The sequence below is a fragment of the Mesorhizobium sp. dw_380 genome (assembly GCF_018588885.1).
GTDB lineage: Bacteria > Pseudomonadota > Alphaproteobacteria > Rhizobiales > Rhizobiaceae > Mesorhizobium.
The window spans coordinates 158210-177001 of sequence record NZ_JAFFIW010000009.1; the positions used below are offsets into that span (position 1 = coordinate 158210).

Annotated in this window: 25 protein-coding genes; 14 read left to right on the forward strand and 11 right to left on the reverse strand. The window is 62.2% G+C overall.

All coding sequences use genetic code 11. The features are described 5' to 3' along the window. Positions 1-16 precede the first annotated feature (16 nt). Positions 17-1285: a cysteine desulfurase-like protein gene (locus JT360_RS12085; protein WP_214471840.1), complete on the forward strand. Its 1269-nt coding sequence runs from the start codon at positions 17-19 to the stop codon at positions 1283-1285. A 13-nt stretch (positions 1286-1298) separates the two neighbouring features. Here JT360_RS12085 and JT360_RS12090 read toward each other — a convergent pair whose 3' ends face one another. The 5 genes from JT360_RS12090 to JT360_RS12110 are packed head-to-tail and all read right to left on the reverse strand — an operon-like array spanning position 1299 to position 6850. Continuing rightward, positions 1299-2327, reverse strand: coding sequence for a histone deacetylase family protein (locus JT360_RS12090; protein WP_214471841.1), 1029 nt, complete (start codon positions 2325-2327; stop codon positions 1299-1301). Further along, positions 2324-2836, reverse strand: coding sequence for a GNAT family N-acetyltransferase (locus JT360_RS12095; protein ID WP_214471842.1), 513 nt, complete (start codon positions 2834-2836; stop codon positions 2324-2326). The genes JT360_RS12090 and JT360_RS12095 overlap by 4 nt, the downstream gene beginning before the upstream one ends. A 52-nt stretch (positions 2837-2888) precedes the next feature. Beyond that, positions 2889-3818 (reverse strand): 3,5-dioxohexanoate:acetyl-CoA acetone transferase, encoded by a 930-nt coding sequence (kce, locus tag JT360_RS12100; protein WP_214471843.1) that lies wholly within the window; start codon positions 3816-3818, stop codon positions 2889-2891. A gap of 4 nt (positions 3819-3822) precedes the next feature. Further along, positions 3823-5208 carry an aminotransferase family protein gene (locus JT360_RS12105; protein WP_214471844.1) on the reverse strand — a complete coding sequence of 462 codons (1386 nt, stop codon included), beginning with the start codon at positions 5206-5208 and terminating at the stop codon, positions 3823-3825. Between the two features lies 1 nt (position 5209). Beyond that, on the reverse strand, positions 5210-6850 hold the full coding sequence (locus JT360_RS12110; protein ID WP_214471845.1) for a N,N-dimethylformamidase beta subunit family domain-containing protein: 1641 nt from the start codon (positions 6848-6850) through the stop codon (positions 5210-5212). Positions 6851-7005: 155 nt separating this feature from the next. Here JT360_RS12110 and JT360_RS12115 point away from each other — a divergent pair, with 155 nt between their 5' ends. The 7 genes from JT360_RS12115 (at position 7006) to JT360_RS12145 (ending at position 11532) form a co-directional block, all read left to right on the forward strand. Continuing rightward, positions 7006-7254 carry a ParB N-terminal domain-containing protein gene (locus JT360_RS12115; protein WP_006206067.1) on the forward strand — a complete coding sequence of 83 codons (249 nt, stop codon included), beginning with the start codon at positions 7006-7008 and terminating at the stop codon, positions 7252-7254. A 110-nt stretch (positions 7255-7364) separates the two neighbouring features. Then, complete coding sequence (locus JT360_RS12120) at positions 7365-7850, forward strand: SRPBCC family protein (protein ID WP_214471846.1); 486 nt, start codon at positions 7365-7367, stop codon at positions 7848-7850. Between the two features lie 184 nt (positions 7851-8034). Continuing rightward, on the forward strand, positions 8035-8430 hold the full coding sequence (locus JT360_RS12125; protein ID WP_214471847.1) for a GFA family protein: 396 nt from the start codon (positions 8035-8037) through the stop codon (positions 8428-8430). A gap of 152 nt (positions 8431-8582) precedes the next feature. Continuing rightward, positions 8583-8780, forward strand: coding sequence for a hypothetical protein (locus JT360_RS12130; RefSeq protein ID WP_214471848.1), 198 nt, complete (start codon positions 8583-8585; stop codon positions 8778-8780). 196 nt (positions 8781-8976) lie between these two features. Further along, a complete protein-coding gene (locus JT360_RS12135; protein ID WP_214471849.1) occupies positions 8977-9849 on the forward strand; it encodes an undecaprenyl-diphosphate phosphatase in 873 nt (290 codons plus the stop codon). 148 nt (positions 9850-9997) lie between these two features. Continuing rightward, positions 9998-10624 (forward strand): transglutaminase-like cysteine peptidase, encoded by a 627-nt coding sequence (locus tag JT360_RS12140; protein ID WP_214471850.1) that lies wholly within the window; start codon positions 9998-10000, stop codon positions 10622-10624. A 116-nt stretch (positions 10625-10740) separates the two neighbouring features. Then, positions 10741-11532, forward strand: coding sequence for a phosphodiester glycosidase family protein (locus JT360_RS12145; protein ID WP_214471851.1), 792 nt, complete (start codon positions 10741-10743; stop codon positions 11530-11532). An 82-nt stretch (positions 11533-11614) separates the two neighbouring features. Here the strand turns inward: JT360_RS12145 and JT360_RS12150 are convergent, their stop codons facing one another. After that, positions 11615-12259 carry a DedA family protein gene (locus JT360_RS12150; RefSeq protein WP_214471852.1) on the reverse strand — a complete coding sequence of 215 codons (645 nt, stop codon included), beginning with the start codon at positions 12257-12259 and terminating at the stop codon, positions 11615-11617. A 270-nt stretch (positions 12260-12529) separates the two neighbouring features. On the opposite strand from JT360_RS12150, the gene JT360_RS12155 reads away from it, so the two are divergent. Further along, on the forward strand, positions 12530-13600 hold the full coding sequence (locus JT360_RS12155) for a glycoside hydrolase family 25 protein (protein WP_214471853.1): 1071 nt from the start codon (positions 12530-12532) through the stop codon (positions 13598-13600). Positions 13601-13643: 43 nt separating this feature from the next. Here JT360_RS12155 and JT360_RS12160 read toward each other — a convergent pair whose 3' ends face one another. Further along, on the reverse strand, positions 13644-13832 hold the full coding sequence (locus tag JT360_RS12160; protein WP_214471854.1) for a hypothetical protein: 189 nt from the start codon (positions 13830-13832) through the stop codon (positions 13644-13646). Between the two features lie 183 nt (positions 13833-14015). Between JT360_RS12160 and JT360_RS12165 the strand changes: the two genes are divergently transcribed. Beyond that, positions 14016-14639 carry a class I SAM-dependent DNA methyltransferase gene (locus tag JT360_RS12165; protein ID WP_214471913.1) on the forward strand — a complete coding sequence of 208 codons (624 nt, stop codon included), beginning with the start codon at positions 14016-14018 and terminating at the stop codon, positions 14637-14639. A 121-nt stretch (positions 14640-14760) separates the two neighbouring features. Here the strand turns inward: JT360_RS12165 and JT360_RS12170 are convergent, their stop codons facing one another. Beyond that, the gene (locus JT360_RS12170; protein WP_214471855.1) at positions 14761-15132 is read right to left on the reverse strand and encodes a VOC family protein; all 372 of its coding nucleotides are present in this window, start codon (positions 15130-15132) and stop codon (positions 14761-14763) included. Between the two features lie 111 nt (positions 15133-15243). On the opposite strand from JT360_RS12170, the gene JT360_RS12175 reads away from it, so the two are divergent. Continuing rightward, complete coding sequence (locus JT360_RS12175) at positions 15244-16218, forward strand: DUF3592 domain-containing protein (protein WP_352127212.1); 975 nt, start codon at positions 15244-15246, stop codon at positions 16216-16218. 9 nt (positions 16219-16227) lie between these two features. Here JT360_RS12175 and JT360_RS12180 read toward each other — a convergent pair whose 3' ends face one another. Next, on the reverse strand, positions 16228-16587 hold the full coding sequence (locus JT360_RS12180; RefSeq protein ID WP_214471856.1) for a hypothetical protein: 360 nt from the start codon (positions 16585-16587) through the stop codon (positions 16228-16230). A gap of 197 nt (positions 16588-16784) precedes the next feature. Between JT360_RS12180 and JT360_RS12185 the strand changes: the two genes are divergently transcribed. From JT360_RS12185 to JT360_RS12195, 3 genes are all read left to right on the forward strand, one after another. Next, positions 16785-17048 (forward strand): TfoX/Sxy family DNA transformation protein, encoded by a 264-nt coding sequence (locus JT360_RS12185; RefSeq protein ID WP_214471857.1) that lies wholly within the window; start codon positions 16785-16787, stop codon positions 17046-17048. A 172-nt stretch (positions 17049-17220) separates the two neighbouring features. After that, on the forward strand, positions 17221-17736 hold the full coding sequence (locus JT360_RS12190; RefSeq protein WP_214471858.1) for a hypothetical protein: 516 nt from the start codon (positions 17221-17223) through the stop codon (positions 17734-17736). Further along, positions 17729-18349: a hypothetical protein gene (locus tag JT360_RS12195; protein ID WP_214471859.1), complete on the forward strand. Its 621-nt coding sequence runs from the start codon at positions 17729-17731 to the stop codon at positions 18347-18349. The genes JT360_RS12190 and JT360_RS12195 overlap by 8 nt, the downstream gene beginning before the upstream one ends. 28 nt (positions 18350-18377) lie before the next feature. On the opposite strand, the gene JT360_RS12200 is transcribed toward JT360_RS12195, so the two are convergent. Together JT360_RS12200 and JT360_RS12205 are read right to left on the reverse strand one after the other, a co-directional pair. Then, positions 18378-18584, reverse strand: a complete 207-nt coding sequence (locus JT360_RS12200; RefSeq protein WP_024504399.1) for a type II toxin-antitoxin system HicB family antitoxin — start codon at positions 18582-18584, stop codon at positions 18378-18380. Positions 18585-18588: 4 nt separating this feature from the next. Next, complete coding sequence (locus JT360_RS12205; protein WP_214471860.1) at positions 18589-18789, reverse strand: type II toxin-antitoxin system HicA family toxin; 201 nt, start codon at positions 18787-18789, stop codon at positions 18589-18591. Between the last annotated feature and the right edge of the window lie 3 nt (positions 18790-18792).

Here is an 18792-nt window from a genome sequence, read left to right on the forward strand (position 1 = left end):
CTGAGGGCTGAAGACCATGGCGGACTTTCCGATCGAGGCGGTGCGGGGACGATTCCCGGCTCTCTCCCTGACCGACAATGGGCGTCGCCGCATCTATCTCGACAACCCGGCAGGCACGCAGGTGCCGCAGGCTGTCGCCGACGCGGTGTCGCGCTGCCTGCTTACCACCAACGCCAATCTCGGCGGCCATTTCGAAACGACGATCGCGGCTCAAGCTGTCGTCGACGAAGCGCATCAGGCGATGGCCGATTTCCTCGGCGCGGCGAGCCCGCAGGAAATCATCATCGGCGCCAACATGACGACGCTGACCTATCACATGTCGCGCACGCTCGGCCGCACCATGAAGGCGGGCGACGAGATCATCCTCACCCGCATGGACCATGAGGGCAATGTGTCGCCCTGGCTGCAACTGGCCGAGGATCTTGGCCTGGTCGTGCGCTGGCTGCCTTTCGACGAAAAGAGCTGGCAGGTCGAGGAGGCGACGCTGGCCGGACTGCTAACCAGCAAGACACGATTGGTTGCATTGAACTACGCCAGCAATCTGACCGGCTCGATCAACCGGGTTAAGTCCCTGACTGCCATCGCAAAACAGGCCGGCGCACCGGTCTATGTCGACGCCGTGCAGTTCGCGCCGCACGGCCTGATCGACGTACAGGAGCTTGGCTGCGATTTCCTGATCTGCTCGGCCTACAAATTCTTCGGTCCACATATGGGCATATTGTGGGGACGGCTGGATATCATCGATGGCCTGAAGGCCTATAAATGCCGCTGTTCGTCGAACGGCCTGCCGGAGCGGTTCGAACTCGGCACGCCGCAGATCGAATTGATGGCCGGTCTGACGGCGGCGGTCGATTATTTTGCTGATCTTGGTGCTGCGGCGGGCGAGGGCGGTTCAAGAAGGCAGAAGATCGCCAGGGCCTTCGAACTGTCCATCGCCTATGAAAACCCGCTGGCGCAAAGGCTGATCGACGGCCTGTCCGACATTGCAGGCCTGAACATCCAAGGCATCACCGATCCGAAGCGGCTCGGCGATCGCGTGCCAACGGTCTCCTTCACCGTCGAGGGCATCGTGCCTGAGACGATCGTGCGGCAGATGAACGCCGAAAACATCTTCCTGTGGTCCGGTCACAACTACGCCTGGGAGATCGTCCACCAGCTCGGCATTCCTGCCGAACAGGGCGTCGTGCGCATCGGTATCGCGCATTACAACACGGCGGCCGAGATCGACGAGACACTGGAGAGCGTGCACCGGGTCATCGCCATGCTCAGGCAGCAGCGTTACTAGCGGGTTTGCATTGTCACCGCGCCTTGCCGCCAAATCCAGTGAGAAAGGCGGTGAGGTTGTCGCTGAGTTCGTCGCAGAGGTAGCCGCCTTCCTGGACGATGACAGTCGGCAGGCCGAGCTTGGCGATGGCTTCGCCGATGCGCGAGAACCCTGGCGTTGTCACCGAAAGCCCGCCGAACGGATCGCCCTCGAACGCGTCGAGATCGAGCGCGACGACCAGCGCGTCGGGCGAGAAGGCACGGATACGCCGGAACGCAATGCCAAGCGCTTCCAGAAACGCGGCATCGGCGGATTTGCGCGGCAGCGGCAGGTTGAAATTGTAGCCAAGCCCCGGCCCTTCGCCGCGCTCGTCGGCATGACCCCAGAAGAACGGATAGAAGCGCACCGGATCGGCATGCAGCGAGACGGTGAGCACGTCGGGCCGCGCATAAAAGATGCCTTGCGTGCCGTTCCCGTGGTGCAGGTCGACATCGAGGATTGCCACGCGCGCCGCCTGCTTGCGCAACACCTGAGCGGCAACCGCCGAATTGTTGATGAAGCAGAAGCCGCCGGCGACATCGGCAAAGGCGTGGTGGCCCGGTGGGCGGCACAGCGCATAGGCAGCCGGCGCGCCTGCCATCACCGCTTCAGCGGCTTCAACCGCGCTCCACGCGCTCCACAGCGCGCTTTGCCATGTTTCGCCCGAGATCGGGCACGCCGTGTCGGCCATGTGGTAGCCGGCCTGGCCGACCGCCGAGGCCGGATAGGAGCCGTTGCGGGCGATCGGGTGGATGTTGGGGATCACCTCCACCGAGGCACCCTCAATGCGCTGCCAGCGCGTGTAGATATGCTCAAGGAAATCGAGATATTCGGGCGTATGCACGGCCGAAACTGGGCCGAGGCCGTGATTGCGCGGCCGCTCGATCGAGCAGCCGGCAGATTTTGCACCGGCTAACAACCTCTCGACGCGTTCCGGCTTTTCCGGATTGGGCTGCGCGGCGCCGCTCGAGAGAAAGGCCTTGGGGTCGTGGCGCTTCTGCTCCTCGGCAAAGAAGGCTTTCATTGCTGATCCCCATTTTCCGGCGCATCAGCGAAGGCAAAAAAGGCTTCACCGATGATCTTCTGCGTCTGTTCGTAGCTCGACCAGGCAATACCCAGCCTTTCATAGAAGGCTTTTGCACCCTCATTGTCGGTGTCGACGGACAGCCTCAGATACACGCCGCCTTCCTTTCGGCTCTGCGCCGCAACGCGCCGCAGCAGCCGCTCGCCGATCTTGCGGCCGCGAAACCGATCCTCGACATAGAGGTCCTGCACATAGACGCCAGGCCGGCCCATCCAGGTCGAAAAGATCGGGAAATGCAGGCAGAGGCCGGCGAATTCGCCATCGACTTCGGCGATCAACGTGGAGAAAGCGGGCTTCTCGCCGAAACCCCAGGTTTTGAGATCGTCGGCCGTCGAGATGATTTCTTCCGGTGCGCCGATATGGGTGCCGAGTTTCAGGATCGCCGCATGGATGGTTTCGACGTCTTCGATCCGTCCGGGGCGGAGGAGGATTTTTTCTGGGGCTGTCATGGCAAGTAGGGAGCCAAGGCGGGACTGGACGCAGGCATCTCAAATCATCATCTCAAAACGCCACCCGGTCGCCGCCCTTGAGTGCCAGCATGTCGCGCGCTTCGGCTGGGGTGGCAACTTCCAGCGACAGCCCATCGAGAATGCCACGGATGCGGCGCACCTGGTCGGCGTTGGATTTCGCCAGCTGGCGCCCGTCATAAAGACTGTCCTCCAGCCCGACGCGGACATTGCCACCCATGGCCGCGGCGATCGAGATCAGCGGCATCTGGTTGCGGCCGGCGGCCAGCACCGAGAACTGGTATGTGTCGCCAAACAATTTGTCGGCGATCCGCTTCATGTGGATGAGATTGTCCGGATCGGCGCCGATGCCGCCCAGAATACCCAGCACGAACTGGATGAACAGCGGCCCCGACACCAAGCCTCGGTCGCGGAAATGCGCCAGCGAATAGAGGTGGCCGACATCGTAGCACTCGAATTCGAAGCGCGTGCCGCAGCCATTGCCCAGCCTTTCAAGCACGCCTTCCATGTCGGCGAAGGTGTTCTTGAAGATGGTGTCGCGGGTGGCCTCGAGCAGCTTCGGCTCCCACTCATGTTGCCATTCCCTCGGCTTGTCGAGCATCGGGAACAGCGCGAAGTTCATCGAACCCATGTTGAGCGAGCACATTTCCGGCTCGGCCCGCAGAGGCGCCGCCAGCCGCTGGTCAAGTGTCATCAGCGAGGAGCCGCCGGTGGTGATGTTGATCACCGCCGATGTTGCCTGCTTGATGCGCGGCAGGAACTGCATGTAGACGTCCGGATCGGCGGTCGGCCGGCCATCCCGGGGGTCGCGGGCATGCAGGTGCAGGATCGAGGCACCGGCCTCGGCCGCGGCGATCGCATCCGCCGCGATCTGGTCCGGTGTCACCGGCAGGTAAGGCGACATCGATGGCGTGTGCACCGAGCCGGTGACGGCGCAGGTGATGATGACTTTTCGCGTCGCCATTCCCTTACCCCCGGCCTTCGACGGGCAAGTCGAGTTCGGAGGCCAGAACCTCCAGCGAGTCGCCGATGATAGAGATGATCTCGCCAACCTGCTCGCTGGTGACGATCATCGGTGGCGCGACCATGAAATTATCGCCGTCGACGCCACCTTTGACCTTGCGGCCATAGATGATCAGCCCGCGTTCGTAGGCGAGATCGAGCAGGCGCTGCGTGGCTTTCTTGCTCTGGTCGATCGGTCGCAGCGTGTCGGGATCGGCAACCATCTCGGCGCCGGTGAGCAGGCCCTTGCCGCGCACGTCGGCAATGAACGGGAAGCGCCTCGCCAGACCCTTCAATCCGTCCATCAGCACGTCGCCCATGGCGGCCGCATTGGCGATCAGGTCGAGCCGGTCCATTTCGCCGAGCACGGCAAGCCCGGCGGCGCAGGCGAGCGGATTGCCGGCATAGGTGTGGCCATGCTGGAAGCCTCCGGAGGCGAGCAGCGGCTGCACCAGCCGCATCGGTGCCGCCAGCGCGCCGAGTGGCGCGTAGCCCGAGCCCAGCCCCTTCGACAGTGCGACGATATCGGGCTTGCAGTTCCAGTGATCGCCGCCAAGGAACCTGCCGGTGCGGCCGGCGCCACTCATCACTTCGTCATGGATGAGCAGGATGCCGTAGCGGTCGCAGATCTCGCGGATACGCGCATAGTAGCTGTCGGGTGCGACCAGGGCTGCGGTGGCCGCACCGCCGATCGGCTCCATGATGAAGGCAACGACGCTCTCCGGGCCCTCGGCAAGGATCTTCTCCTCCAGCATGTCGGCATAGCGGATGCCGCGCTGTTCCATCGAAAGATTGTCGCGGTCGCGCCAGGCGGTCGGCGCCGGCACGGTCGGCATCACGCGCATCATCGGCGTAAAAGTTTCGGCCAGCGCGTCGTCGCCGGTGATCGAGAGCGAACCCAGCGTGCCGCCGTGATAGGAGGGAAAACGGGTGATCACCTTCCAGCGGCTGGCCTGGCCGGTGGCAACAGCCCATTGTCGAGCCAGCTTGATGCAGGATTCCGTCGCCTCCGAGCCGCCCGAGACGAAGAAGATGCGATCCATGCCTTCGGGCAGTTTTCCTGCCAGCTCACGCGCCAGTTCTTCCGCCGGCTCATTCTCGAAATGCAGTCGATAGGCGAAGGTGGCGCGGTCCATCTGCCGCTTCATGGCATCAAGCACATTGCGGTTGGAATGGCCGATATTGGCGACCATCGGCCCGCTTGACCCATCGATGAAGCGGCGGCCGTCCTGCGTCCACATATAGATGCCCTCGGCGCGGTCGATCAGCGGCCGCCGCAGACTGGACAGGTAGAACAGATGCGAATCTCGCCGGGCTTCGGTCTGTTGAGCGGCGGTCTGAGCTTTCGACATGTCAGGACTTTCCGATATAGCGATCGAGGACATTCTTGGTGACGCGTTCGACCATCGGGTCTTGTCTTAGCAGGCCGGCGACCCATTCGCAGCTTCCGGCGTGGAACACCTCGCCCTTGCCGCGCGGGAAGTTGACGATCATGCCGTTGCCACGTTTGACCTTTTCAAGATTGGCGTCGCTCGCCTCGCCGAACAGCGTTTCGGCGGTGAAGCGGCCATCCTCGTCGGTGAGGAACTGGTCCTCGATCGGGATGTCGGCGCTTTCCTCCACCTGGGACGCCATACCGACGGCGAGAACTTGCAGGCCATCCGGCGCGCCGCTCGTCGCGGTGGGGTAGGGCAGGCCACCGGTGATCTCGAAGTCGAGGCCGTCGACCTCATAGCCATAGACATGGCTGTCGGCGCCAAGCAGGTCGCCATAATAAATGCCGGTGCCGGCAAAGGCCCAGTGCTCGGGCCGATAGACCGGAAAGCCGCGCACGCCGCGCGGCGCGCAGCCGCCCCAGCCGGCATAGACGCCACGTGTCGCGTTGAGCCCGAAGGTCGCCGAGCCCGGCCGGTCGATTTCCGGCGCTTCCCAGGAATTGGTGGCTCGGGTGATGTCGCCGCCGCGATAGGCGGGGTCCTCGGCGCGGGCGCGGTATTTGTAGCAGACCTGGCGGCGGCCTTCGTCTTCCAGCCGCGTCTGCCACATGAAATTGCCGGCAAAGCGCGCCGCATGGCCGCCGCGCTCGACATAATTGTCGACGGCATCGCGCATTTCCCAGGTCCAGTACTCGTCGTGGCCGACGAAGACGGCACAGTCATAGCCGTCAAGAATATCCGGCGAAAAATGCAGGTCGTGCTGGCTGACGAGGTCGACGCCGTAGCCGGCCCGTTCGGCAAAACGGAAAAAGTGGCTGTCGTAGCTCGCCCAGCCCGACGAGGCGTATTTCTTCGAATGGCCGGTGGCGAGCGCCCATTCCATATGCGGATAGCGCGGCACCGTCTTCGGTGGCACGGCGACCTCCAGCGGCACGCGCGGCGCATCCTTCGGCAACACGACGAAGCCTCGGCACCAGGGCCGCTGCGTCGACACGACGGGCGAGTACTGGTTGCGATCCGGCCCGGTGATGCCCTGATAATGGTTGGAGCCGCCCCAGGTGTTGTAGGCAAGCCAGGTGCCCGTCGCAGCCACCTGCAGCACACGGCCGGGCTTCTTGCCAATCTGGGGAGAGACTATGAAGAGATGACGGCAAAGGATCGGCTTGCCGTCGCGTCCATCGGCGGTCAGCGTCACGCGGTAGGCCCCGGACGGCCAATCGCTCCCGACATGGAATTCGAACGAAGCTTCCCATCCGCACCCCTCGGCCGAACATTGGTCTGGACTGTCCTGCCAGCGCGCCGCGATGCCCGATTTCTCGAACATTTTCGTCTCGGTGCCGCCATCGCGGGTGATCGCCATGCTGAAGGACGGAGCGGTCGAACTGACATGCAGCGTCACCGTCTCGCCGGCGCGATAGGAAAAACGGTCGCTGTAGCACCAGATCTCGCCGCGTTCGCCATCCATCCCAGGCCATTCGTAATAGTGGCCGTGCACGGCGTGGCGGCGCTGCTCTGGCGTCAGCCCGAAATCGGGGAATTCGGTCGGCAGATGGGTCATGAACACCGGAAAAGCTCGAAGGTCGTCATTTCGGCGATCTGCAGGGCGAGCGTCAAATGGAAACGATCGGGCCAGCATTTGTTAGCCGCGCCCTTGGCCAGCTTCAGCAAACGGATTATCTCAGGGAAGGCGGCGTTTCCGCCATGGGGATCGGCATGCTCAGAGTGCAAAAGGTCAAGGTCGACGACATCTACGTGCCGACGGCGCGCAAGAAGACGCTGCATCCCGAGACCGTCCGGCACCTCGCCGAGGACATCCTGGAGAACGGCATGAAGATGCCGATCCAGGTCCGCCACGACGGCAAGCGCCATATACTGGTCGAAGGCCTGCATCGGCTGGAGGCGGCCAAGTGGCTCGGCGAGACCGAGATCGACGCTTATCTGGTGCAAGCCAAACGCCACTGACGCGGTTTCTGCCAACTCGCCATTTCCGGAATTTTCTCTCTGGCCATGTCGGGCGGCGTTGCATTGGCTCGTCCTTGGGACGGAAGCCAGATCAACCCGAGGAGACCACTGTGGCCACCAAGCTCGACATTGCCCCCGCCAACGACCGCGAACTGGTTCTTGCCCGCATCATCGATGCGCCGCGCGAGAGCGTCTATCGCTGCTGGACCGACCCGAAACTGGTCACGCAATGGTTTTCGCCAAAGCCGTGGACGACGCCGCGCGCCGAGATGGATGTGCGCACCGGTGGCTCGAGCCTTGTCGTCATGGCCAGCCCCGACGGCAACGAGTTTCCCAACCCCGGTGTCTTCCTGGAAGTCATTCCCGGCAAGAAGATCGTCTTCACCGATGCCTATACCCAGGCGTGGGAGCCGTCGGAAAAGCCGTTCATGACCGTTGCGCTGACCTTCGAGGATGAAGGCCAGGGCAAGACCCGATACATCGCGCGCGTCCGGCACTGGAGCGTCGCCGACCGCGAACAGCATGAGCAGATGGGTTTTCACGTCGGTTGGGGCCAATGCACCGACCAGTTCGAAGACCTCGCCAAGACGCTTTGAAATCGGCGGGACGGGAACAGATCGATATGTGCAAGACCCTGCTTTTCGGCTGACCGGGCACCACCCGCCGTGGTGAACTTCATCGCATTCCGATTATCGATGCGTTGTATCAAAGCTTTTCAATTGACCCTGTCGGCCGTGCGACTACGTTGCCGCTTATTTCCTCCATTTGTGGATCGAGACGATGGCTAAACACCAGGGTGGCTGCCTTTGCGGAGCGGTGCGCTACCGCACCGACGCGGCTCCGATCAACGAGCGCATCTGCCATTGCCGGCTTTGCCAGAAGGCGATCGGCGCCACTTTCAACGCGCGCGTATTGTTTCGCATCGATGAGGTGACGATCGAAGGGCCGTTGGCAACAGTCAACACCTCGCCGGATCTCAAGCGCGGCTTTTGCCCGAACTGCGGCACGACGATGTTTTCGCGGCGCGATTCCGCCGGCATCATCGGCATCACCACCGGTTCGCTCGACGACCCCTCGACGTTCAAGCCGCAGATGCACATTTTCACCGCCTCGAAACAGCCCTGGGTGGTTCTTGACGACGGCCTGCCGCAATATGAAGGCGCTCCGCCGGCCTAGGCTTTTTTCCTTCTGCGCCAGGCAGAGAAAGAAGCGAGATCATGACCAAAAAATAATCCAATTCGACACGCTATAGCCGGCAAAGCGTCATTGGCGAGCCATCATTGTCTTCCTATCTATGCTGCGCGGGCCGGCATTCGAGGAGACGACGGATGAACGACAGCATCAGCACCCTGGACGAGCTTTTGAGCGATCCGATGGTCCTGCTTGTCATGGAGCGCGACCGTGTGCGCCCGGAACAGGTCCGTATGCTGCTCGAACGGGCGCGGCGTCCCGCTGTCGATGAGCCGATTGTGCCGCCGCCCCACGTGATCGCCAGGGCCTGCCAGAAACTCTGGCTGTGCCCGTAATCGCTTTGCCGTTTTTCCCCCGTGAGAACGCAGGCCGGCCCTTTGGGCCGGTTTTGAACTGTGCGCATTCGGCGCAGCAGTGCCAGATTACAAATCCGTAAATTGATTATCCGGTCCATGACGGTAAGGCTTGCCCGGGCCTGACCGGCACCGGTCCCATCCGCGCAATTTCGATCTCTCACACACGGAACCAGACATGGCTGACCTCTGCACTCAAGGCGTGGACACGGGCTTTGTCGGCCTGGGATATGCCAAGGTCGCCTTTCTCGGCCTGGTGCAGGGCATCACCGAACTGCTGCCGATTTCGTCCACCGCCCATATGCGCATCGTGCCCGCGGTGCTCGGCTGGCAGGATCCCGGCTCCGCTTTCTCCGCCGCCATGCAGCTTGCCGCCCTTGCCGCCGTGATCAGCTATTTCTGGAGCGATGTCAGGGATCTCCTGTTCGGTTCGCTCGACGCCCTCACGCGGCGCGATTTCGCCGACCGGCATTTCCGGCTGGCATCCTGGATCGTGCTGGCGACGATCCCGATCGTCATCGCCGGCGTGGCCCTGTCGCGCGTGCTCAACACCTGCAATTCACCGCTGCGCAGCCTGAGCGTGATCGGTTGGGCCTGCATTGCCATGGCAATCCTGCTGGCTCTGGCCGAGACTTTTGCCCGCCATAAGCGCACCATCGGCGAAGCTTCGCTCGCTGATGCGCTGCTTGTCGGCATCGCTCAGATCGGCGCGCTGATCCCTGGTGTCTCACGCTCGGGCTCGACCTTGACGGCGGCTTTGGGGCTTGGCTTCAAACGGGCCGAGGCGGCGCGCTTCTCATTCCTGCTCGGGCTGCCGGCGATCGCGCTTGCCGGCCTCAAGGAGTTGTGGGAACTGCACAAGGTTCACCTCGACGCCCATGGCTGGTCGGTTCTTGCCACCGGGCTGGTCGTCGCGTCGATATCCGCCTTCTTCGCCATATGGGGGCTGATGCGCGTGCTGGAGCGCTTCTCCGCCTGGCCTTTCGTCATCTATCGCGGCCTGCTCGGTGTGGTCCTGCTGCTGGGTGTGGCGATGGGGTGGCTTGCCTAGCTCGCGATCGGCTCTCTGTGTGTTGCGCGGGAGCAACCCTGGAACCTGCACGCGTCGACCCGCAAAGATGTGATCGGCCGGTTTGATTGACTTCGGTAGGTAACAGCCCTTAACGTTCTGTTAACAAAAAACAGATGGGCGGGGCCGGATGGCATCCTCGAAGGGTTGGCGCCGTAAGGCGAAGGGGCTGGGGCTGGCTGTTGCTCTGACCGCGTTGTGTTCGGCAGCGAATTTCGCCTACGCGGCTCCTGTTTCCATGGTGGTCGGCGGCTCGACCTCCCAGCCGATTGGCCACTATGATTTCTGCAAGATCCATGCCGCCGAATGCTCGATCCGCTCACCCGACAGCGTGCCGGAACAAATGACCGGCAAGCTGCTGCACGAGATCTCGGCCGTAAATCTCTCGATCAACAAGCGCGTCAAGCCGATGAGCGACATGGACAATTACGGCAAGGACGAGTGGTGGGCCTATCCGGACAACGGCTTCGGCGACTGTGAGGATTACGCGCTTGAAAAGCGGCGCGAACTGAACAGCCTGGGTATTGCCATAGCCAATCTGCTGATGACGGTGGTTCGCAAGCCTGATGGCGAAGGTCATGCCGTGCTGACGGTGCGGACGGACAAGGGCGACTTTATCCTCGACAATCTGACCGACAAGGTCCGGCTCTGGAACGAGACCAGCTACCGCTACCTGAAACGGCAGGCGAGCGACGACACCGGACACTGGGTCTCCATTCTTGGTGGCGACGAACAGCTGGTCAGCGCTGTCAAATAGTCGCGTCGGCCAGCCGCGTCCGACGCGAATTCTGATCCGCGCCATTCCAATCCGATCTTCCACAATGCCGGCCGGCGATGCTATCCACGGTGGCTCGTTGAAGCTGCGGTATGTGCATGGATTTTCTGACGCTTTTCAATGCGGCGCCCCTGCTGGCGGCCTTGGTCAAGGCCGCGCTGCCGCAGGCCGTCGCCACCACGATGGCATTCGGCCAATGGTTCGCGTCGGTGCCGCCATGCCGTGACTTTGCCTTCGAGGCGACCGACTATCTGGTCTGCGAGGTCGACCCGAAAGCGTATTCGATCGAGCTGTTCTGGAAGGATCCGGCTGGCAAGCCCTTTCAGTCGCTGCACAATCTCGACGGCGCCCAGCGCGCGGCCGGCCGCACCATGCTGTTTGCCATCAATGCCGGCATGTATCATCCCGACCTCAGGCCGGTCGGCCTCTATGTCGAGCGCGGCCACGAGATGGCTGATGTGAAGACGGGATCGGGCAGCGGCAATTTTTCGCTCCAGCCGAACGGCATCTTCTACATCAGCGGCGGCAAGGTTGCGGTCCAGGCGACCAGGGCCTTCGTCAGGAAACGGCCGCCCACCGACTATGCGACGCAATCCGGACCGATGCTGGTGATCGACGGTGAGCTTCATCCGAAATTCCACTCCGACGGCACCTCGCGCAAGACCCGTGATGGTGTCGGGGTGCGAAAGGACGGTGTCGCGGTCTTTGCCATTTCGAACGGCACGGTGACGTTCCATGCATTCGCCCGCCTGTTCCGCGATGCGCTCGGCTGCGACAATGCGCTGTTTCTCGACGGCTCGATTTCAAGCCTGCTCGCCCCTGCCATCGGCCGCAACGACGACTACTGGAATCTTGGGCCGATGATCGGGGTGTTCAGGAAGGAACGCTAATGCATGTCGCCCAAAAGTGACCTCGGTTTTGGGACAACGACATGCATAGACAAAGAACTAAAAGCGCGTCGCATGGGTCCGATTAGACGCGACGCGCTTTAGGCTCGGCGGTTCGCTTGGCCCGGCGATTGAGGACGATCACCGCTATGACGATCAGGGCGACCGCTGCGATCGCCGCTATCCCGAACAGGCTGGTCACACCGAGCTCGGGGATGCTGCCGGCACCCTTGGCCACCAGCCATCCCGGCGACAGCACGATCGGAGCCCAGATGATCGCCGACAGGATGTTGGCGATCTGGAAGCGGCGCCGGTTCATGCCCATCATGCCCGCGACCAGCGGCACGGTGGCGCGTACCGGACCGAAGAAGCGGCCGACGAAAACCGCCGCGAAGCCATAACGGTAGAAGAACAGCCGCGCCCTGGCGACCTCGCGGCGGTAGCGGTTGAGCGGCCATTTGTGGACGACGCCGCGCCCCAGCCATCTGCCCAGAAAGTAGGAGACGGTATCGCCAAGCGCTGCCCCGATCATCGCGGCCGGAAGGATTGGCAAAGGCTGCACGATGCCGGCTCCCACCAGGCCGCCGACAATGATGAGCACCGTGGTGCCAGGCAGGAGGATGCCGACCAGCACGAGCGACTCGCCGAACGCCAGCAGCCCGACCACGACGCCGGCCCAGTCCTGATGGTTCTCGATGAAACAAACGCTCTGGTCGATGAACGACTGCACGCAAGCTCCTTTTTTAAAAGCGCTTGTCAGCTGCCGCTGGCAATCATCGGGCGCCCTTTAGGAATGTCGGCCGAACGCCGTATGCCGTCTCAACAGCCACATCATGGCGCCGTCAAGGCTGGGCCGGCCGCCGACGGCGAATGTCTGAAACGGGCCACACTCATGGTAAAAAACTTGATTCAAACTTTATTGGTAATTTCTCGTTCATAACTGGGCCTAGTTGTCCGTCGGCCATCGCCTTCGGTCTGTTGTGTTTGAGTACAGGTCCAGATGCGGTTACCAGGCGTCATCAGTTTCATGATCGCATCGCTGTGCCTCGCCAGCTGCTCTTCGACGTCGGGCGTGGACGCGCTCGACATGCAGAAGCCGTCGAACGAGACCACCAGCTCGGTGGTGCGGCCAAGCGCGCCGATCGCATCGGTTCCCATGACCAGGACAAACAATGCGCGCAAATTGGCCGAAGCCGCGCCCATGGACGACACTGCCCAGCCCTTTAGCCTGGCGGAGGAGGAGGAGACCGTCGCGTATTCGGCGCCTGAATTGCCTGACAGCGTCGATCCGCCGGTCGAGCCGGCAGCCCTCGTCTCGCCGCCGAAACTGTTGTCGCGGGCAGCTCCTGCGATGCTTGCCGGGCCGATCACGCGTTACGGCTTTCGCGATGCCAAGCCGATCAATTTCGGCCGCTCTTCGCCACGGCACCTTGCGGTGCACGGGGTCGACGTGTCGCGTTGGCAAGGCAACGTGAACTGGGAGAAGCTGCGCGCCCAGGGCGCCAACTTCGCCTATATCAAGGCGACTGACGGTGGCGACCATCTCGACCCAATGTTCACCAGGAACTGGCGCGCTGCCGACGCCGCCGGACTGAAGCGCGGCGCCTATCACTTCTTCTACTGGTGCCGCACCGCCGGCGAGCAGGCCGACTGGTTCATCCGCAACGTGCCGAAGGTCGACGGCGCCTTGCCGCCAGTTATCGACGTCGAGTGGAACGGCGACTCGAGCTGCCAGCGGCGCCCGTCACGCGAAAAGGTGCTGGAGAAGATGCAGGTGTTCATGGACAGACTGGAGCGCTACTACGGCCAGCGTCCGATCATCTACACCGCGCCGGATTTCTACCGCGACAACCTCCAGGGCGCATTTCTCGACTACCCCTTCTGGCTGCGCGCCGTGGCGAGGCATCCGTCAAAGGTCTATCCCGACCGCAAATGGCTGTTCTGGCAGTATTCCGGCTCCGGCCTGTCGCATGGCGTGACCGGACGCATCGACCTCAACGTCTTCCATGGCGATGAGCGGCAATGGCGCGCCTGGGCCGGCGGCCGGCAGATGGTGGCCGACGCGGACTAAGACTTGATCCCAGCGCATCACCACTCGGTCTGGTCCCGGCCGGTTATTGGAGCTGATTGCTCCGGTCATTTCTCTCCTCGCTCAGCCGCAGCTTCGTCCTCAAGGCCATGATCTCGACAATCGCGGCATCGATCATGGTCAGGAGCGTAAGCGTGTCGTGCTGGGTTGGATCGGCCCTGACATAGGCGAGATGATTCAAGACATCGGTGTCATCGTCGGCTTCGTCGCTCATGCGCATCGTCCCGGCTATTGTCTCCGTGAATTTTTCATCCGATCGCATCGATCGTCAAATGACCCTTTTATCACGTCGTCGTGTCGGTGGGCACATTTCGGATCATTTCCTGCACGACATCGGCATGCTTGACGGACTCGTAGTTTCCGGCACCATTCACTGGAGGGAAGCTCTTTGACCAACATGGATGCAAGGGAGGGAAAGATGTTGTCGAAGGCTCTGGCCAAGAGCCGCCAGACGATCAGTGCCTATGAGGACTATGCGGAACGCTACGATGCCATCGTGCGGCACGGTCCCAACGAGAGAGAGCAGGCATCGCTGAAGCGCCTTGTGGCGATTGCCGGCACATCCGGCCGGATTCTGGAAGTCGGGTCGGGTGCCGGATACGACGCGGATTTTCTGGAGAGTTTGGGCGTCAAAGTTCGCCGCACCGACGCAACAAAGCGGTTTCTCGAACTGCAGGCCGCGCGCGGCAAGCATGGTGAGCTTCTCGATCTCATCACCGATGATCTCGGCGGCCCCTATGACGCCGTCCTGGCTCTGGCCGTCCTGATCCATGTGCCGCGCGACCAAACCGACCAGGTGCTTGCCAAGATAGAAGGGTCATTGCGGCCAGGCGGCGCCTTCCTCGTATCGATGCGCAATGGCGATGGCGAGACGGGCGGCAAATATCATACGGTCTACTGGCGCAGGGACGATTTCGCGGCTCGTCTCGAAAACGCCGGACTGGTTCTCATCAGGGATGATTTCAACTTGGGGCGTAACGACGAGGAGTGGAACACATTCCTGGCTGTGAAGCCGGCATGACACGCGAATTCTGAAACGCTGCAACACCTCAATGTCGCGGCATGGATTCTAGGGTCTGCCCCGCGTCGCTTCGCTCCTTGCTCCGCCCTAGAATGACGAAGCGGAAGGGGTCGTCGCCACACTAGGCCTCGTTGATCATTGCCTCGATGTTGTAGCCGTCGGGATCAAGCACAAAGCAGGCGTAGTAATTCTCGGCATAGTTCGGGCGCCGGCCGGGCGCCCCATTGTCTTTGGCTCCGGCCTCCAGCGCTGCCCTATGGAACGCGTCGACCTCTGCCTTGCTGCCGACGCGGAAAGCGACGTGCAGATGGGTGAGCGGTGGCGCCTCGCCGGTTCGCTGAATCTCGAACAGGCAGCCATTGCCGACATCGAAAGCCCAGAATACGCCCTCCTTGCCGAAGGACAAGCGGTACTTCAGGGGCGCGAAAGCGCGTTCATAGAAGAGCTTGCTCTTCTCCAGATCTCCCACTTCGATGGTTATATGATCGATCATTTGATGCTCCGCCTGGGATGTGATGGGGTTGACTTGCGATTTTGCGAATAAGCAAGACATTGCGGCCGCCATGCTGTCTAGTGCCGATTCCTGTACTCCGGGGGGATCAGGGTGGAACTCAAACTTCTGTTGGTCGGCTTTGCCTGCGCGGTCGCCGGCGGGCTGTCGATCGTCACTTTCCTGAAATGGCGAGAGGTGCGCGCGCTCAGCCGCTGGTTGCCGGCGCCGGGAAAGATCATCTCCTCGCGCGTCGAGGCGCGTGAGGTGAGAGTCTCGGGTACGGGCTCGGACACCAGCGATTCCACCGAGATCCGCAATTTTCCGGCGATCACCTTCGAATACAAAGTGGGCGGCAAGATTTTTCAAAGCTCGCGCTACAGCGTGCAGGAAAATCCAGGGAATTTTGAAGTCACGGAGACGCTTGCGCGGTTTCCGCGCGGCGCAGCCGTGACCGTGTTCTACAACCCGGCCGATCCGGCCAAGGCTGTGATCGAACGCACCATGCCCGAAGGCGCCTTCAAGTTCATGGTCCAGCTTTCGGCGGGACTGGTGATTGGTGCGCTGGTTCTGGTGTTTTCCGTCGGCGGTGTGCTGGAGGCGATCGGCCCGCATCTGCCCAAGCCACAGAATCTTGGCGCGGCGGCACTGCTGCTGTTCATGGGCCTGTTTGTGCTGCGCATGGGTTTCGTCCAGAAGTCGATGGCCGAGCAGGCAGCAAAATGGCCGGTTGCCGCCGGCCGCATCGACGCCTCGGGCCTGCAGGCGATCAAGACCCGCGAGCGGTCTGGATTCTATGGACCCTGGCGCACCGTCTTTAAATCCCGCATCGTCTACAGCTATGGCGTCGCCGGCCAGCGCTACAGCGCCGACCGTGTGGCGTTCGGCGCCACCGTGACGGCTTCGCTGCCTGGCCTCGTCGGCGGCCAGGCCCGGCGCTATGTCGAGGGCAGCAAGGTCGATGTGCATTATGACCCCGCCAACCCCGCCTCGGCGGTGCTCGAATGCCGGGTGCGGGGACTCTGGTTGCTGTGGATGTGTTCGGCAGGCTTTTTCGGTGGCGCGGCTTTGCTGGTCGGGCTGGTCTGAGGCGACGCCTCAGCAGCGCACAAGCGGCCCGCTGTCGAAGCCGGTCCAGGTGAACCGCATCGTCACGCCGTGCCTCTCGATATGGATAACACGAGTGAACGGCTCCTCGAGTGTCGGATCGGAGCCGTAGCACTGGCTCGCATGCGCCACCCAGCCCGTGGCTGTTCTGCGAAAGGTCGCAAGCTCGCAACCAAATTCGGGAAGCGACAAGGCCGCTAGGTCCACCGTGAAGACCGTCTGGCGTTGGACGTCGGCGCTCGCGCTACAGTTCAACCTGTCACGGGACCATGTCCCGACATAAGGCGCTGCCGCCTGTGCGGTGCCGCTCGCCAATGCGGACATTGCCATCGTCATTGCCCAACGCCGCATCGCCTGTCTCCTCGGGCCGCCTGCTCGATCGTACAGGAATGTTGGGATTTGTGCGGGGCAAGCATTCGTCCAGCAAAAAATAAATGCGGCCATTCCGGATTCCGCTTTTGGGCGGATGATGCGACTGTGCGGGTTGGCACGCACCCGTCCGCCAAATTTTAGAGGGACTATCTTATGTGTCTTGAACGCTCCGAGCGATGAGCACTCGCATTGAAGACATGAGAAACCTCGGACCGGCCATGGCGCGGATGCTGGCGGAAATTGGTATCCTCTGTGAGGCGGATCTGCGCGGTTTCGGCGTGGTTGAAGCTTACCACCGGCTGAAGTTCCGGTTCGGACGGCATGTGACGATCCTCGCACTCTATGCGATGGAGGCGGCCGTTCGCGGTTGCGACTGGCGAGCGCTTGATACCGAAACCAAGGAGCATCTGCGTGAGCAGGCGGGTCAGAACAGGCGCTAAGCACGCCGCATCACCACGCTTTCTCCTTCGACCCTTGCGCTCGACCATGCGGGCTGTTGGCTCTGTGCAGGATAGCTTTTCGTCGAGGAGCATGGCCGTTCGGAATTTCGCTTATTGTTTTGCGCGGATAGTGCGACTGTGCGGACCGGCAACGCGTTCCCAGAGACGTCCGATGATCAAACTGGCCTTCGTTTTTCTGGCCCTGCTCGGTCCTGTGCAGGCGGCCAACGCCAAGGAATGTCCGTTGAGCCACGCCACCTATCGGGAGCTGCGTTCGGGCGCGATCATGCAATTCCGGCCGATCGACCATGAACCGGCGGCGCTGACGGCCGAGGTGTTTTCGCTGACCGTGCCGCATACCGAAATCCGTCTGCCGGCGGACATCACCTGGACCAACGGCAAGAATTCGTTTCCGCTCGGCACCATCCGCCACCCCTGCACCGACGATGACCGCGAAGCGGGCCTCGAGGATGGCAGCGGGCTGTGCAGGATATGGGATGGGCAGGTCTATGCCTTGACAGGCGGCGGCGCCGAGCAGCTGAATTCGCGTGAAGCCATACCGGCACCGAAAGGGCTGCTGCTGCCCGATTTCGGCGCGGCTTTCACCGAATGGGCGGATTTCGCCAACGCCAATCCGGATGGCTCTGCCTGGGATGCCTTCACTTTGACAGGATGCAGCGATGAATAGCGCTGTGAGATCGATCGTCTGCGCCTGCGCCTTGCTTGTATCCGCGACGCTATCCGCCGTGGCGGACGAGCCGGCGCCGTTACGGCCGCCCATCGACAAATGCGTCTGGGAAAGGCTGGCCGACAAGACGATCGGCCTTGCCGCCTGGGTGCAGCGCTGCGATTTCGGCTTCCGCCAGATCCATTTCGAATTCGCCGGCAACGCGCTCGCCATCAAATACAGCGATGGCGGCCGGGCCGATCCTCTTGTCGAGGTGTTCGACATCAAAACAGGCGAAACCGCCGAGGCTGCGTTGCAGCGGCTGTATTTGGAGAAGACCGACAAGGCCGTCAGCGCCCGCTGTGGGGTGGCGCCCTACACCGAGGGCACCGTACCCGCCGGCGTCAAGCGCTACACATTCAGCCCCGACACCGCCTACGCGAAAGAGCTGAAAGCGCTTGCCAATTCCGACGAGGTTCCCGAACCGCCTTGCGGTGACTGGGGCGAAGGACCCGATGGCATCCAGTATTTCGAGGTGCCGGCGGGCGAGGGGCGCAAGCTGCTGTTCGTCCGCATCGGCCAGGATGAGCCGCTGTTTGATGAGCAGACGCTGCGGGTGTTGCCAGCGGGGTAGGCTGAGATCTGATCGTAGCGTTTTACCTTTATGCCTCCACGTACTCCGCGAGGCTGACACCTTTGGGCACATCCAGCCCATCGGCGCGCAAGCCTTCAATGTGGAAGCGTATTGCATCGCGAATTTCGGTTTCCACCTCAGGCACAGTCGCTCCGGTCGCGATGCAGCCGGGCAGGTCCGGCACATAAGCAGAGAAATTATTTCCTGCTTTTTCAATCACTACCGCATAACGCATGCCATCACTCCTTCAAACCGGACTGCTTGAGGATGCTGTTCAGTGTTCCTGGCGCAACCTCTTCAGACGGCTTGCCGGCCACGGTGACACGGCCGGCTTTGATCTTGTGCTTATATTGGCGATGACTGCCCTTGGTTGCAACCAGATACCAGCCGTCGACCTCCAGCAGGCGAATGACTTCGCGGACTGTAAGCCGAGGTGGCATCAG